Origin of the sequence: Mycolicibacter heraklionensis, assembly GCF_019645815.1 — a bacterium.
Taxonomy (GTDB): domain Bacteria; phylum Actinomycetota; class Actinomycetes; order Mycobacteriales; family Mycobacteriaceae; genus Mycobacterium; species Mycobacterium heraklionense.
Map to the genome: position 1 here is coordinate 79,287 of NZ_CP080997.1, position 14,304 is coordinate 93,590.

The 14,304-nt window shown below is 67.7% G+C and carries 16 protein-coding genes; 6 read left to right on the top strand and 10 right to left on the bottom strand.

Features of this window, described 5'->3' with window-relative positions; all coding sequences use genetic code 11:
- Positions 1–76: 76 nt before the first annotated feature.
- Complete coding sequence (locus K3U94_RS00375) at positions 77–1,126, bottom strand: glycoside hydrolase family 183 protein (protein WP_220695244.1); 1,050 nt, start codon at positions 1,124–1,126, stop codon at positions 77–79.
- A gap of 3 nt (positions 1,127–1,129) precedes the next feature.
- Positions 1,130–1,855, bottom strand: a complete 726-nt coding sequence (locus tag K3U94_RS00380) for a TetR family transcriptional regulator (RefSeq protein ID WP_047320325.1) — start codon at positions 1,853–1,855, stop codon at positions 1,130–1,132.
- A 69-nt stretch (positions 1,856–1,924) separates the two neighbouring features.
- Here K3U94_RS00380 and K3U94_RS00385 point away from each other — a divergent pair, with 69 nt between their 5' ends.
- Together K3U94_RS00385 and K3U94_RS00390 are read left to right on the top strand one after the other, a co-directional pair.
- Positions 1,925–2,980 (top strand): ferredoxin reductase, encoded by a 1,056-nt coding sequence (locus K3U94_RS00385; RefSeq protein WP_220695245.1) that lies wholly within the window; start codon positions 1,925–1,927, stop codon positions 2,978–2,980.
- 17 nt (positions 2,981–2,997) lie between these two features.
- Positions 2,998–4,089, top strand: a complete 1,092-nt coding sequence (locus K3U94_RS00390; RefSeq protein ID WP_047320327.1) for a fatty acid desaturase family protein — start codon at positions 2,998–3,000, stop codon at positions 4,087–4,089.
- 1 nt (position 4,090) lies between these two features.
- Here K3U94_RS00390 and K3U94_RS00395 read toward each other — a convergent pair whose 3' ends face one another.
- Complete coding sequence (locus K3U94_RS00395; protein ID WP_230987672.1) at positions 4,091–4,693, bottom strand: TetR/AcrR family transcriptional regulator; 603 nt, start codon at positions 4,691–4,693, stop codon at positions 4,091–4,093.
- A gap of 115 nt (positions 4,694–4,808) precedes the next feature.
- Here K3U94_RS00395 and K3U94_RS00400 point away from each other — a divergent pair, with 115 nt between their 5' ends.
- Complete coding sequence (locus K3U94_RS00400; protein ID WP_220695247.1) at positions 4,809–6,158, top strand: cytochrome P450; 1,350 nt, start codon at positions 4,809–4,811, stop codon at positions 6,156–6,158.
- Between the two features lie 174 nt (positions 6,159–6,332).
- Here K3U94_RS00400 and K3U94_RS00405 read toward each other — a convergent pair whose 3' ends face one another.
- Genes K3U94_RS00405 through K3U94_RS00435 form a run of 7 tightly spaced genes read right to left on the bottom strand, consistent with a single transcriptional unit; the run spans position 6,333 to position 12,249 of the window.
- On the bottom strand, positions 6,333–7,373 hold the full coding sequence (locus tag K3U94_RS00405; RefSeq protein ID WP_220695248.1) for an alcohol dehydrogenase catalytic domain-containing protein: 1,041 nt from the start codon (positions 7,371–7,373) through the stop codon (positions 6,333–6,335).
- 10 nt (positions 7,374–7,383) lie between these two features.
- Entirely contained in the window at positions 7,384–7,902 is a 519-nt protein-coding gene (msrA, locus tag K3U94_RS00410) for a peptide-methionine (S)-S-oxide reductase MsrA (protein WP_220695249.1), read from the bottom strand.
- 17 nt (positions 7,903–7,919) lie between these two features.
- Positions 7,920–9,086, bottom strand: a complete 1,167-nt coding sequence (locus K3U94_RS00415; protein WP_220695250.1) for a cytochrome P450 — start codon at positions 9,084–9,086, stop codon at positions 7,920–7,922.
- Positions 9,086–10,198: an alpha/beta hydrolase gene (locus K3U94_RS00420; protein WP_220695251.1), complete on the bottom strand. Its 1,113-nt coding sequence runs from the start codon at positions 10,196–10,198 to the stop codon at positions 9,086–9,088. The genes K3U94_RS00415 and K3U94_RS00420 overlap by 1 nt, the downstream gene beginning before the upstream one ends.
- Before the next feature lie 16 nt (positions 10,199–10,214).
- On the bottom strand, positions 10,215–10,868 hold the full coding sequence (locus tag K3U94_RS00425) for a TetR/AcrR family transcriptional regulator (protein ID WP_047320333.1): 654 nt from the start codon (positions 10,866–10,868) through the stop codon (positions 10,215–10,217).
- Positions 10,865–11,698, bottom strand: coding sequence for an enoyl-CoA hydratase/isomerase family protein (locus K3U94_RS00430; protein ID WP_220695252.1), 834 nt, complete (start codon positions 11,696–11,698; stop codon positions 10,865–10,867). Before K3U94_RS00430 ends, K3U94_RS00425 begins: the two co-directional genes overlap by 4 nt.
- 11 nt (positions 11,699–11,709) lie before the next feature.
- A complete protein-coding gene (locus K3U94_RS00435) occupies positions 11,710–12,249 on the bottom strand; it encodes a VOC family protein (protein ID WP_220695253.1) in 540 nt (179 codons plus the stop codon).
- 132 nt (positions 12,250–12,381) lie between these two features.
- Here K3U94_RS00435 and K3U94_RS00440 point away from each other — a divergent pair, with 132 nt between their 5' ends.
- The 3 genes from K3U94_RS00440 to K3U94_RS00450 are packed head-to-tail and all read left to right on the top strand — an operon-like array spanning position 12,382 to position 14,290.
- Positions 12,382–12,888, top strand: a complete 507-nt coding sequence (locus K3U94_RS00440; RefSeq protein WP_047320334.1) for a nuclear transport factor 2 family protein — start codon at positions 12,382–12,384, stop codon at positions 12,886–12,888.
- The gene (locus K3U94_RS00445) at positions 12,885–13,898 is read left to right on the top strand and encodes an NAD-dependent epimerase/dehydratase family protein (RefSeq protein ID WP_230987327.1); all 1,014 of its coding nucleotides are present in this window, start codon (positions 12,885–12,887) and stop codon (positions 13,896–13,898) included. The genes K3U94_RS00440 and K3U94_RS00445 overlap by 4 nt, the downstream gene beginning before the upstream one ends.
- Entirely contained in the window at positions 13,895–14,290 is a 396-nt protein-coding gene (locus tag K3U94_RS00450) for a DUF427 domain-containing protein (protein ID WP_220695255.1), read from the top strand. Before K3U94_RS00445 ends, K3U94_RS00450 begins: the two co-directional genes overlap by 4 nt.
- Positions 14,291–14,304: the final 14 nt, after the last annotated feature.

A 14,304-nucleotide genomic window follows, 5' to 3' on the forward strand; every position in this document is an offset into this window, starting at 1 on the left:
ATCGCTCATTTACCCAGAAAGTTACTGAGGAATCTGGGTTAGCCGTCCAGGTGCGTCGGCGCCCGACACCTCCGGGCTAGAGGACTTTCTCGCCGCTGAGCAACGTTGCCCGGAACTGCATCACGCGGTATGGCCAGCCGTGTGCGGTGTTCCACTGCGACACCATCAGACCCACGCCGCCGGTGCGATCCACCCGGGAACCGGGCAGCACATAGCCGCCGTAGAGCTGCGCGACGCGGCCTCGCGCGTGATCCTCGTCGTCCCAGGTGCTCCCGAGCAGCGGTCGTTGCAGCGGCGCCTCGGCCAGTTCGGAGGTGGGGGAGCGCAGCACCCGGTAGCCCAGGGCGTAGCGCGACGATGCGAATCCGCCGAGAACCCAGGTCTGCGGGGCCAGGCGCCGCAGCGACAGCTCACCCCATGTCTCGCCGGGCGGGGTGATGGGCACCGGGGTGCGGCCCCAGGCTCGGCGCTCGCCGCGGTACCCCCAGCCGGAGTACTTGCCGGGATCGCCGATATCGGCGGGGCGCACCCTCCGCAGGATCACGCCCTTGTCGCGCTGGAAGCCGGTCGAGACCACATACACCCAGCCGTCGTCGGGGTCGTAGTCCCAGGACCAGCATTGGGCGTACCCGCGATGCAGCCGCGCGGGGAACCGCGTCCCGATGTTGCGCCAGGTGACTCCGTTGTCGGCCGATTGCCAGATCTCGGTCCACGCCACCGTGCCGAACCCGCGGTTGACGATCGCGTGCAGGTAGAGCATCTGCTCCACCCGCAGCAGATCTGACGGGATCACGGTGCTGATGGCGTAGCGGTCCAGCCGAGAGGCCGGTTCGCGGTGTCGGTAGTGCCACAGCTGGCGGGCGTAGTGCGCATCGGTGCCGCCGGCTCGTTGGTAGCGCACCCGATGCCCCGCATCGCCGGTACCGATCAGGATCACCGGCGACCGCCAATCGCCCTGGCCCACCCGCTCTCCGGCGAAGGTGTCGCCGAACACCGATACCAGCGTGCCGTTAGGGGCCAGTACTGAGGCGCCCAGGTCCGCGCACGTCACGCCCCACCGGTCGGTGATCCCCGGGCCGGTGACATCGGCCAGCTTCCCGGGGGCGTTCCGCGCGGCGGGGTGCACCGCTCACGGCTTGCTGCGCCAGCCGCCGGCGGCGACCGCGATCATCCGGAGTTGTTTGACCGCAACATGTTTGATCTCGGCGAGCGTCTCGGCGTCCGGGGCGTCCTCGATGGCCTCCGCGGTGACGATCATCGCGTTGACGAACAGCCCCGCCAAGATGTTGAGATCCTCGGCGCTCCACGCATTGAACCCCGGGAACCGTGCCAGATCGGTGGCCAGCTCGGAAGTGATCAGCCGGATCTCGGTGCGGATCGCATAGCGCAGCACGGTCACCCCGCTGAAGCGTTCCCGGTTGATGAATCGCCAGTATTCGGGGCGGGAGGCCACGCTGTCGACCAGGACCTCCACCGAGGACTCGATGACCCGGCTGGGGTCCACACCGCCGGTTCGGGCGTCGCGCAGTGTCTCACGCAGCGCGCGAAACGATTCGTCGATGAGCACCAGGCCGAGGGCGTCCATCGACTCGAAATGGCGGTAGAAAGCGGCCGGAACGATGTGGGCGGCCCGAGTCACCTCGCGCAGGCTCAGTGCGCTGAAGCTGCGTTCGGCCAGCAGGGTCAGCGCCGCGTTGATGATGGCGCGACGGGTGGCTTCCTTGCGCTCCTCGCGCGAAACCCGTTCCGGACCGTCGGTCCGAACTGGACGCGGAGGCCGCTCGGGACGCGGCGGACGTTCGGGCCGGGGTGGCCGCGTGCGCCCGGACCGTGAATTCGGCGTACGACTGTTCACTGTTGTGAAGCGTAACACAACGGGCGAATAGCCCTTGACTGGTCGTAAACAAGTGTTCACTGTGTACATATGTTCACTCAAACTTTGACGCGGCGGGTACTGGGCTCCAGCCTGGTCGACCTGCTCACCGGTCCCCATGGGGTCGACCGCTACACCGAACTGGTGTCGCCGACGTGGACCCGCAACGACGCCCGCGCCCGGGTGGTCGCCGTCTGGCGGTCCACCCCGCGCAGCGTGACTCTGCTCCTCGAGCCCAATGACGCGTTTCCCGGCTTCAAAGCAGGCCAACACGTCAACCTGTCCGTCGACATCGACGGGCGCCGGCGCACCCGGTGCTACTCGCCGGCAAGCGCCGAGGGCCAACGGCTCCTCGAGCTCACCATCGGCCGCCATGACGGGGGCCTGGTCTCCGAGCACCTGTACCGCAACGCGCAGCCCGGCATGGTCGTCGGACTGGAGAAGGTCGGCGGCGACTTCGTGCTTCCGGCCATCCGTCCGCGCAGGATTCTGCTGATCTCGGGTGGCAGCGGTATCACCCCGGTGATGTCGATGCTGCGCACGTTGATCGCCGAGCGCTACGACGGCCGGGTGACGTTCATCCACTACGCGCGCAGTCGCGACGAAGCCTGCTACCACGACGAACTCGCCGAAATGCGCCGAGTTCAGGTGCTGCACGGCTACACCCGTGCCAGCGAACACGGCGACCTGCAGGGCCATTTCAGTGCCGAGCATCTGCGGGCCGCCATGCCCAACCCCGACGCGGTGTACGTGTGCGGGCCGCCGGCCCTGGTGGCGGCGGTGCGGGAACAGTGTCCCGACGCGATCTCGGAGAGCTTCGTGCCGCCGGAGTTCGCCGTGCCGGCCGACCCGTCCGGTGGGCGGGTGAGCTTCCTCGGCAGCACCATCTCGGTCGTCGACGACGGCCGGCCCCTGCTGGAGCAGGCCGAATCGGCCGGTCTGCAACCGGCGAGCGGATGCCGAATGGGCATCTGCCACAGCTGCACCTGCCGCAAAACCGCTGGCACGGTGCGCAATCTGATCACCGGAGCGATCTCCACCGCCGAGAGCGAAGACATCCAGATCTGCGTGTCGGTGCCCGTCGGCGACGTCGAAATCGACCTGTAAACCCAAAGGAGCCAACCATGTCAGCACCAGTCCTCGAAGCGACCGAAGTCCTCGAAGCCCCGCGCGTCGACCTGCCCTCGCGGCTCGATGAGTTTGGCGCCGAACTCGACGCCCTGCGGCAGCGTGTCCTCGAAGACCTCGGGGAACGCGACGCCGACTACATCCATCGGATCATCAAGGCGCAGCGCACCTTGGAGGTCGGCGGACGTGCCCTGCTCTTCTTCAGCATCATCCCGCCGGCATGGCTGGCCGGGACTGTGATGCTGGGCTTGTCGAAGATCCTCGACAACATGGAGATCGGCCACAACGTCATGCACGGCCAGTACGACTGGATGGGTGAACCGGCGTTGTACGGCAAGCACTTCGAGTGGGACACCGCCTGCCCCGCCGATCAGTGGAGGCACTCGCACAACTACATGCACCACACCTACACCAACATCGTCGGAATGGACCGCGATGTCGGCTACGGCATCCTGCGGATGAGCGAGAAGCAGCCCTGGGAGCCCTACTTTTTGGGCAACCCGCTGTACGCGTTCCTGCTGATGGTGCTGTTCCAGTACGGCGTCGCGGTACACGAACTGGAGACCGAACGCATCCGGGCCGGCGAGATCGGGTTCGCCGACAAGAAGGAGATGCTCCGCGAGACCTGGCAGAAAGTGCGTCGGCAGACCCTCAAGGACTACGTCGCGTTCCCGCTGCTGGCTGGGCCGTTCGCGCCACTGGTGTTCGCCGGAAACATGACCGCCAACCTGATGCGCAACGTGTGGGCCTACACGATCATCTTCTGCGGGCACTTCCCGGACGGCACACAGGAATTCACGATCGAGGAGACCGAGAACGAGTCACGCGGCATGTGGTACTTCCGCCAGATTCTCGGTTCGGCGAACCTGACCGGCGGCAAGTGGTTCCACATCCTGACCGGCAACCTGTCGTTCCAGGTCGAACACCACCTGTTCCCCGATCTGCCGGCACACCGGTATGCCGAGATCGCGCCGCAGGTGCGCGAGATCTGCGAGCGCTATGGGGTGCCCTACAACACCGGACCGCTGCTCAAGCAGTTCGGCAGTGTTGTCCGCAAGATCTGCAAGCTGGCGCTGCCCTGGAATTGAGTCAGGCCCGGGGGCCCAGCAGCGCGATCGACGCGTCGATGGCCGGCTCGGTGATCACGCCGATGTCGTCGCCGTCCTCGACGGCCAGCGCGGTCAGCTCCCGCAGGCCGCCCAGCAGAATCACCGCCAGCGCCGGGCTCAGCGCCGGCAGGTTCGCCCGGCGGAACCCCGGACTGCCGCTGAGCTCGATCAGCAGGTTCGACATCAGCTCCAGACCGCGGCGCTGCGCCGGGCGGGCCACCTCGCCCAGCGACGGCATGTCACGGATCCAGCTCAGCGTGATCGCCGGCCGGGCCCGGATCTGGTCCACGTAGGCCTGCACCGCCTGGCGGATCTGGACCTGCCAATCGGCCTGCGGATCCACCTCCGCCTGGATCCGCAGCGCCAACTCCTCGTTGTCCACGCGCAGCAGTTCCAGGAGGCACTCTTCCTTGCTGGCGAAGTGGTCGTAGAAGGTGCGTTTGGAGGTGCGGGCCGCGCGCACGATCTCGGCGACGGTGCTGGCCCGGTAGCCGCGCTCGGCGATCGAGTCGGCCAGCCCGTCGAGCAACCGGCGCCGGAAGGGGTCGGCAGCAGCGGTCTCCGGGACATCGATCGCAGGCATCGTCATCGCCGCACCTCCCCGCACGTGAGCCTTGCCACTTGTTGGTACTAAAGAGTACCGTGTCCCGCAAGCATTGGTACGCATCGGTACCAGATCTCACGTCGGGAGGCGTCGCATGACCCACACGGTTGCCAGCACGGTCGCGGACACCGTCAAGACCCCGGATTCACCGGCCATCAACCTGCCCCCCGGCGCGCGCGGGTCCAAGTTCACCGCGGGCGTGCTGTTCATCCTGTCCCGGCGCCGGGTGCTGCAACGCCTGACCCGTAAATACGGCGCCGCGTTCACCGTCGACGTTCCGATGTTCGGGCCGACGGTTATCGTCACCGACCCGGAACTGGCCCGGCAGGTGCTGCTGACCAACCCGGAAGACCTCGGCAACGTCCAGCCCAACCTGTCGCGGATCCTCGGAGCGGGTTCGGTGTTCGCCCTCGACGGTGCGGCGCACCGGCGTCGGCGCAATCTGCTGAGCCCGCCGTTCCACGGCAAGAGGGTGCGGGCCTATGAGCAGATCATCGTCGAGGAGACCCTGCGTGAGATCGCCACCTGGCCGATCGGGAAACCCTTCGAAACCCTGCGTCCGATGAACAGGATCACCATCAATGTGATCCTGCGGGCGATCTTCGGAGCCGAAGGCGCCGAACTGGACAAGCTGCGGGTCGGCCTGCCCAAGTGGGTGACGCTCGGCTCCCGGCTGGCGGCGCTGCCGATTCCGATCCGCTCCTACGGCCGGTTCACCCCGTGGGGCCGGTTGGCCGCCTGGCGTGCCGAGTACGAGGTCGTCCTGGACAAGCTGATCGCCGATGTCCGTTCCGATCCCGACTTCGAGAACCGCACCGACGTCCTGACCCTGCTGCTGAGCAGCACCTACGAGGACGGCACGAAGATGACCCGCCAGGAGATCGGCGACGAGTTGCTGACGCTGCTGGCCGCCGGACATGAGACCACGGCATCGACCATGGCCTGGGTCTTCGAGCGGCTGAGCCGCTACCCGGAACTCCTCGACGAACTGACCGCCGAGGTGGACGCGGGCGGGAACACGTTGCGGCGCGCCACGATTCGCGAAGTGCAGCGGGTGCGCACCGTGATCGACTTTTCCGGACGACATGTTTACGCACCCAGCATCCAGATCGGCGAGTGGGTGATTCCGCGCGGCTATTCGGTGATCGTCGCGATCAACCAGGTCCACCAGAACCCCGCCGCCTTCGGTGACCCGGAGGGGTTCGACCCCAAGCGCTACGTCGCCGGCAGCCCCTCGGCTTTCGAGTGGATGCCCTACGGCGGCGGCACCCGGCGCTGCCCAGGCTCGACGTTCGCCAACCTGGAGATGGACGTGGTGTTGCGGACGGTGTTGGAGCGCTTGACCATCGAGCCCACCACAGCGCCCGGGGAGAAGTTCCACTCCCGCGGCGTGGCCTTCACCCCGAAAAACGGCGGCCGGATCACGGTGCGCCGCCGGGCTTAAGCTGCGCTGATGGCCACTCGGGCGGCGCAACTTTCGCTGCGCGACGACGCGGTGGCACCGGGTATACCTGCATTCGGGCGGTCACATCGATATCGTGCAGAACGCCGCGGAGCTGGCTCCAGTCATCGTCACCCTTCTGCGGGAGCCGGGCGAACGACCCTGAGCAGCAGTGAGTTACGGCACCAGGACGGCGCGGCCGACGAATGTTCCGGCCGAGAGGTCGTCGAAGGCTCGCTGGAAGTCCGTCAGGGGATAGGTCACCGTCTCGACGTGCAGCTTGCCCTGTTGGGCGAGCGCGATGACCTGCAGCAGGTCCGTCCGGGTGCCGGCGTAGGAACGTTGCACGCAGACGCCCCACGGCAGCGACTCACCGTCCACGTCGGCCGCGAACGTCATTCGACCACCTCCGAGCCCGACGAACTGGATCAGGCCCTCCGGGGCGACGGCGCGGGTCGCGAAATCGACGGTCGATTGCGCACCGACGAAGTCGATGATGACGTCGGCGCCGTATCCGCTGGTCTGGTCGAGAACCTGTTGCGCGGCAGCGGGATCACCCGGCAACACCAGGTCGGCGCCGAGTTCTTCGGCGGCACGCAGCTTCACCGGATCGTTGTCGAGGGCGATGATTCGGGCGCCGGTGGTGGACTTGAGGATCTGCAGCCCGAGATGTCCCAGGCCACCGATCCCGACGACGACAACGGTGGCGCCTGCGTTGAGACGATGGCGTGTCGAATTGATGGCGTGCATCGGTGTGACGCCCGCGTCGGCCAGCGGGGCGGAGGTGACCGGATCCAAATCGCCGATTCGCTCAAGGTACTGCGCCTGCACCAGCATGTACTCGGCCATCGCCCCGTCCGGGCCAAGGCCCGGCGTCGTCGGGAACGCGGTCCGGCTGCCATTGACCTGGCAGGCGTTCTCGCGGCCTTCGATGCAGGCACGGCAGTGCCCGCACCCCCACACCAGTGCCACGATGACGGACTCGCCGCCGGAGAAGCCCTGCACCCCCGGGCCGACCGCGTCGACCCAGCCTGCGCCCTCATGGCCGATGGTGCCGCCGAATACCGGCCACCGGTCACCGAGCTCCAGGACATGGAGATCCGAATGGCACAGGCCCGCGCCGGCGATCTTGACCCGGACCTCGCCCGGCCCGGGATCACCGACGTCGACCTCCTCGAGGCGCAGCGTCCCGGGGGAGACCAGTTTGACCGCCCGCATGATGGCGTCGCTACCGGTTGGAGTCGGCGCGGCGCTGCAGCTGCCAATCCGGCCGGATGTAGTGACAGGTGTAGCCGCCCGGGAACCGCTCCAGGTAGTCCTGGTGCTCGGGTTCGGCTTCCCAGAAGTCGCCGGCGGGGCTGACCTCGGTCACCACCTTGCCCGGCCAGCGGCCGGAGGCCTCCACGTCGGCGATGGTGTCCAGCGCGATCTGGCGCTGCTCGTCGTCGAGGTAGAAGATCGCCGAGCGGTAACTGGTCCCGACGTCGTTGCCCTGCCGGTTACGCGTGGTCGGGTCGTGGATGGCGAAGAAGAACTCCAGCAGGCTGCGGTAGTCGGTCGCCGCGGGGTCGTAGGTGATCTCGATGGCCTCGGCGTGAGTGCCGTGGTTGCGGTAGGTGGCGTTCGGGACATTGGGGTCGCCGGTGTAGCCGACCCGGGTGCTCACCACGCCGGGCTGCTTGCGGATCAGGTCCTGCATGCCCCAGAAGCAGCCGCCGGCCAGGATCGCTCTCTGGTAATTGGTCATGCCCCGATTATCCGCAGCTATCCGTGACCCGCCAGCGGATAGGAACGGTAGCTGGTCAACACCGCGCTGGGCTCGCGGTGCGGCGGCGCCTGTGCCGTCAACTCGGGGAATCGGTCGAACAGGGCGAGCAGGCCCAACCGGATCTGCATCCGGGCCAGCGGGGCGCCCAGGCAGACATGCGGACCGAACCCGAATCCCAGATGGCCGGTCTGCGACCGGGCCAGGTCGAGCCGGTCGGGGTCGGGAAACACCGCCGGGTCGCGGTTGGCGGCCGCCAGCCCGAGCAGGATGGGGGCGCCGGTGTCGATCACGGTGTCGCCGATCTCGATCGGCGCGCTGGCCACCCGGGAGATCATCAGGGCCGGGCTGATCATCCGGACCAGTTCGTCGACGGCTTGCGGGGAGTCGGCCAACAGGCCGCGTTGCTCGCTCTGCTCGATCAGCAGCGCGGCCGCGCCGGTCAGCACGGCCGTGGTGGTGTCGTGGCCGGCCGACAGCAAGAAGATGGCGTTGTGCAGCAGCTCGTCGTCGGACAGTGGCAGTCCGCTGGTGGCCACCACGGACAGCAGGTCGTGGCCGGGATCGGCGCGGCGCAGCTCCAGCAGATCGGCGAGCAGAGCCTTCATCCCGGCGGCGGCGTCGTCCGCGGCAGCGAACACGGTGCGAGGCGCCGCCGGCTCCAGGGCCGCGATCAGCGCCATCGACCAGGTCGCCAGGTTGTCCAGTTCGCTGTCGGGCACCCCCAGCAGGGTGGCGATGGCCCCCAGCGGCAACGGCTTGGCGAACTCGGCCACCAGGTCGAAGCCTCCCGGGTCCAGCCCGGCCGCCAAAGACCGGGCACGGGCGGCGACTTCGGCTTCGAACGAGGCCAGCGCCCGCGGCGTGAACGCCCGGGACAGCGGGGCCCGCAGCCGGCGGTGGTCGTCACCGGACCGGTAGAACAGGTTGTGTTCCACGTGGGTCAGGTACGGGCGGCCCGGATCGAGCTTGCTGCGGTACAGGTTTCGCCGGTCGGTGCTGGCCCGCTCGTCACGCAGCATCGCCAGCACGTCGGCGTAGCGGGTCAGCACCCACAGCCCCTGGCTGCTGCGGTGCACCGGTTCGGCTTCGGCGAACCGGCGCTGATACGCCAGGGGATCGACGTGCAGCTCCGGGTCGCGGAAATCGAAGTCGAGCGCGCCCATCAGGTGCGTTCAGCGATCCAGGACGCCACCAGATCCGCGCAGACCGTGCGGCTGTCCGTCGGCTGCTCCAGATAGTGGTCGCCGGCGATGAAATGGAGCTGCTTGTCGGTGCTGGCCAGCGAGTCGTGGATGTGGTGAGCATCGCTGGGGAAGACACCGGTGTCCGCGGTGCCCTGGATCACCAACGAGGGCAACGTGATCCGGCCCAGGTGCGGGGCGCCCTGGCAGAACGACGTCTGCAGGCTCCACATGGACAGCCAGGTCCGCAGTGTGCAGTGCGCGGCGATGTTGTACGGCGCGCGGTTGGCCCGTCGCGGGTCACCGAGGTAGCACTGGTTGAGCGGGCGGTCCGACGGGTCGAGCGAGGGGTCCAGGTAGCGCGGGTCCGCCCACACTCGATGCACCGAGAAGGAGCGGTCGTAGGTGCCGCCGGCCTTCAGTCGCTTCAGTTCCGCCTGCGCCCACGCGGTGATCCGGTCATTGCGGTCGCGCTGGGCCTGGCGGTAGCGGGCGATGAATTCCGGGGTGTAGGGCGGCGCGTTCTGCTCGGCGTACATGTCCAGCGACGGGTCGCAGGACAGCGGGTCGGTCTCGTCGGTCACCGACGGGTCGATCCACGCGGTCAGCACCTCCGGGCGCCCGGCGTGTGCCTGGGTGGACACGTACAGGTCGCCGGGCGGCAGTGCGTTGCACGCGTCGGGCACCGGGCCGCCGCCGACGGCGGTGATGTGCGGGTCCACAGACTGCGACTGGTAGGCGGCCATCAACGAGCCACCGCCGGAGTTGCCGAGCAGGACGATCGTCTCGACGCCGGCCTGTTCGCGCAGCCACTGCACCCCGGCCGCGATATCGAGCAGTGCGTGCTCGAGCAGGAACAGCGACTCGCCGCTGCGATACCGGGTGTTCCAACCCAAGAAGCCGTAGCCGCGTTCGGCCATGAGCGGCGCCAGGTAGTGCTCGGCGAAGTCCACGTTGTAGTGGCTGGCGATCACCGCCACCTTCGGCTTGACGCCGGCCGGGGTCCAGTACAGCCCCTGGGCCGGGTGATAGCCGGCGGGGTTCACACCCGCCGATGCCGAAGTGAGCGAAACGAATTCGCGGGTTACCGCCACTGCATTACTCCTTTGGTCATGAACCCTGATTGCGCCAGCTCACCGAGCGATACCAGGTGTCGGTGAGCGTCTTGATTGCTGCTTCTTCGTCCAGTTCGCGGCCCGCGACGTCGCCGCCTGCCACCAGCCAGACATAGGTGAAGTGGTTGAGCATGGCGACGATGGCGGAGCCGACCAGTTCCGGGTCTGCGTCGGGCGCGTAGCCCTTGCGCTGCGCCATCCGCACCGTCTGCGCCACCCAGTCGATCGCGTCGGCGCACATGTCCCGCCAGCGCTGGGCGAACTCGTCGTTGATCATCGCCAGCTGGAACACCCCGACCATGACCCCGAGATGTTCGCGGTAGGTCTCCCAGTGCGCCCGCACCGATTCCTCGATGATCTCCCGCAGATCCTGGCCCGGGTGCAAGGCCTGTACCGCACGGCTTTTAGCCGAGGCCCGGAAGTCCTCGGCCAGCGACGCCAGCAGGTCCTCCTTGGATTCGAAGTAGTGGTAGAACGACGCCGGCGAGCGTCTGGCGGCCGAGGTGATGTCGGTGATCGTCGTCTTGAAGAAGCCCTTGCGGGCGATCACCTCACGGCCGGCCTGCTCCAGGCGAGCCTGGGTGTCGCGGCCCCGGACGGTGGGGCGGGTGGCCGACCCCTCCGCGGCCCCGCCGTCCGCGGACGTCATACCGGTTCCGTCCGGTCCAGGTCGGCCATCAGGTCGGCCAGTCGGCGTTCTCCCTGGGGCGTCTGGCCGCCTGCGGCCAGGAAGCGTTGCATCTTGGGCAGCGCTGTGCCGCGGCCCAGCATCTGGGCGAACGCCGAACGCTCGACGGCCAGTCCCGCGGCGACGTCCGGGGCGGCCAGGGTGGCCTTGACATCGGCGATGTCGGCCAGCGGCACCGTGGCGATGCGCTTCACCAGCCGGTCCAGGAAGGGGCCGACGTCGTCGGGGGCCAACGCCCGGTTGACCAGCCCGTAGCGTTCGGCGAGGCCGGCATCGAGGTCGTCGTGACCGAGGATGACCTCCAGTGCCCGGCCCCGCCCCAGCAGGTGAAGCAGGTGCTGCGGACCTGAACCGGCCGGGATGACCCCGATTCCGGTCTCGACCTGGTTGAACACCGCCCGGCCGGTGACCGCAAACCGCAGATCGAGGTTGACCAGCAGCTCCATCCCACCGCCGGCGACCCGCCCGGCGACCACCCCGATGGTGACCTGGTCCAGTGCCCGGAAGGCGCCGACCAGGTCCTGAAAGGAGCCGACGGCAGCCTCGGTGTTCTCGACCGAGGCGGCCAGCAGCGCCAGGTCCACGTGGGCGATGAAGAAGTCGGGGTTGGCGCTTTCCAGCACCACCACCCGGACGTCTCGGCCGGCGGGCGAGCGCAGCCACTTCACCAGTCGCCACAGGTCGCCCATCATGGTGGCGTCCATCAGGTTGATCTCGCCGTGGCTGATACCTACCCGGGCCACCGGTCCGTCCTGGGTGACCGTCAGCGACGTCAGGGAATCGAGACCCATGAGTGCCCGGCTCAGCCGAGCTGGGTGGTGGTCGTCTTCGACGTGACCACCTTGGGGTCAGCGGCTCGCTCGGTGCTGTTCAGCAACTTGTGTGCCTGCTCCGGGTCGGGTTCGAACCCGGGGGTGTCGCGGCAGAGCTCGATCATGATGCCGTTGGGGTCCAGGTAGTACAGCGAGTGGCACCAGCCGTGGTCGACGTCCATCAGCGGCTTGATGCCGGCGGCGTCCATCCGCGCCCGGACTTCGTTCTGCTTCTCCTCGGTGGCCCGGAAGGCGAAGTGGTTCACCCACACCGGCAGTCCGTTCGGACGTGACAACGAGCTGGACCAGTCGGGCTTCTCCCCGACGCCGTGCAGGTCGAAGAACGCGATGCACGAGCCGTCGCCGAGGTCGTAGAACACATGCCGGAAGAAGCCTTCTTGCAGGTGCTCGACTTCGGTGTGCACCAGCGGCAGGCCCAGCAGGTCTTCGTAGAAGTGGTTGGTGGCTTCCAGGTCGGCGCAGGCGTAGGCCGCGTGGTGCAGGCCGACGGCGGGCTTGGGGGACGTCACGGGCTACCGAACCTCCTCACGGCCCGCGGCGGGCCGACGGCGTCACCGTAGCACTGTCTCGAATATAAACCCAGATTCGATTCTGGGCGCGGACCCTCGACAACCTCGCTAGAACGTGTTCTAGTTCTTGGCATGACGAAACCGCAGTTCAGCCGCGCGGAACTCGCGGCCGCATTCGATGTGTTCGAGCAGACCGTCGCCCGTGCCGCTGAGACCAAGGACTGGGACGCCTGGGTGGCGCACTACACCCCCGACGTCGAATACGTCGAGCACGCGATGGGCACCATGCACGGCCGTGATGAAGTGCGCAGCTGGATCCGCAAGACCATGTCGACGTTCCCGGGCAGCTACATGACCGAGTTTCCGGCACTGTGGTCGGTCATCGACGAGGACGGCGGGCGCATCATCTGCGAACTGGACAACCCCATGCGCGACCCGGGCGACGGCACCATCATCAGTGCCACCAACATCTCGATCGTCACCTACGCCGGCGACGGTCTGTGGTGCCGCCAGGAGGACATCTACAACCCGCTGCGCTTCGTGGCCGCGACCATGAAATGGTGCCGCAAAGCCCAGGAACTCGGCACCCTCGACGACGAAGCGGCGGCCTGGATGCAGCAGTTCGGAGGCAACGCGTGAGCGGCAAGCCCAAGCTTGTCATCGGGGCCAACGGGTTCCTGGGGTCGCACGTCACCCGCCAGCTCGTCGACGCCGGCGAAGACGTGCGGGTGATGGTGCGCCCGAGCGCCAACACCATCGCCATCGACCATCTCGACGTCACTCGGTTCCACGGCGACATCTTCGACTCCGCCACCCTGGCCGAGGCGATGGCGGGCTGCGACGACGTCTACTACTGCGTCGTGGACACCCGCGCCTGGCTGCGCGACCCGAGCCCGTTGTTCCACACCAACGTCGAGGGCACGCGCAATGTCCTGGCAGTTGCCAAAGACGCCGACCTGCACCGCTTCGTGTTCACCAGCAGCTACGCCACGGTGGGCCGGCGCCGCGGTCACGTCGCCACCGAGGACGACATCATCAACCCGCGCGGACTCACGCCCTACGTCCAGTCCCGGGTACAGGCCGAAGAGCTGGTGCTGCGCAGTGCCGCCGAATCCGGCCTGCCTGCCGTCGCGATGTGTGTGTCCACCACCTACGGCGACGGCGACTGGGGCCGGACCCCGCACGGAGCTTTCATCGCCGGGGCGGTGTTGGGCAAACTGCCGTTCCTGATGCGAGGGATCGAGCTGGAGGTGGTCGGGGTGGACGACGCCGCCCGCGCGATGATCCTGGCCGCCGAGCGTGGACGCAACGGCCAGCGCTACTTGATTTCCGAGCGGCTGATCCAGCTGCAGGACGTGGTCAAGATCGCGGCCGACGAAGCAGGTGTGCCCGCGCCGTCGCGTTCGATCTCGGTGCCGGCGCTGTATGCGCTGGGGGCATTGGGCAGCATGCGGGCGAGCCTGACCGGAAAGGACGCCGAGCTGAGCTTGAAGTCGGTGCGGATGATGCGCGCCGAAGCCCCGGTCGATCACAGCAAGGCGGTACGCGAGCTCGGCTGGCAACCACGACCGGTTGAGGAATCGATCCGGGAGGCGGCGCGTTTCTGGATGAAACTGCGTGACGCCAAGAAGCGAGGTACCCCGGCATGACACACGGCCATTCAGGCAGACGCCCGATTCACACCCCGACTGCCGACTACCCGATCACCGTGACCCCGACCGGGCGCCAGGTCACGGTACGGATCGGCGGCGAGATCATCGCCGACACTGCCAACGCACTGACGCTGCAGGAATCGAATCATCCTGCGGTGCAGTACATTCCGCTGGCTGATGTGAAGACCGATCTGCTGACCCGCACACAGACCACCAGCTACTGTCCGTTCAAGGGCGACGCCGCCTACTTTCATGTCACCACCGCGGCCGGCCGATGCGTCGCCGACGCGATCTGGACCTACGAGCAGCCATTTCCCGCCGTTGCGCCGATCGCCGGGCACGTTGCTTTCTACCCCGACAAGGCCGACATCAGCATTGCCGGAGGCTGAGGCTTACCAGCCCT

Bases quoted from the DNA above. Each gene is read 5' to 3' on its own strand.
- K3U94_RS00385 (WP_220695245.1), top strand. From the start codon at position 1,925: ATGTTCACTCAAACTTTGACGCGGCGGGTACTGGGCTCCAGCCTGGTC.
- K3U94_RS00390 (WP_047320327.1), top strand. From the start codon at position 2,998: ATGTCAGCACCAGTCCTCGAAGCGACCGAAGTCCTCGAAGCCCCGCGC.
- K3U94_RS00395 (WP_230987672.1), bottom strand. From the start codon at position 4,693: ATGCCTGCGATCGATGTCCCGGAGACCGCTGCTGCCGACCCCTTCCGG.
- K3U94_RS00400 (WP_220695247.1), top strand. From the start codon at position 4,809: ATGACCCACACGGTTGCCAGCACGGTCGCGGACACCGTCAAGACCCCG.
- K3U94_RS00405 (WP_220695248.1), bottom strand. From the start codon at position 7,373: ATGCGGGCGGTCAAACTGGTCTCCCCCGGGACGCTGCGCCTCGAGGAG.
- msrA (WP_220695249.1), bottom strand. From the start codon at position 7,902: ATGACCAATTACCAGAGAGCGATCCTGGCCGGCGGCTGCTTCTGGGGC.
- K3U94_RS00415 (WP_220695250.1), bottom strand. From the start codon at position 9,086: ATGGGCGCGCTCGACTTCGATTTCCGCGACCCGGAGCTGCACGTCGAT.
- K3U94_RS00425 (WP_047320333.1), bottom strand. From the start codon at position 10,868: ATGACGTCCGCGGACGGCGGGGCCGCGGAGGGGTCGGCCACCCGCCCC.
- K3U94_RS00430 (WP_220695252.1), bottom strand. From the start codon at position 11,698: ATGGGTCTCGATTCCCTGACGTCGCTGACGGTCACCCAGGACGGACCG.
- K3U94_RS00440 (WP_047320334.1), top strand. From the start codon at position 12,382: ATGACGAAACCGCAGTTCAGCCGCGCGGAACTCGCGGCCGCATTCGAT.
- K3U94_RS00450 (WP_220695255.1), top strand. From the start codon at position 13,895: ATGACACACGGCCATTCAGGCAGACGCCCGATTCACACCCCGACTGCC.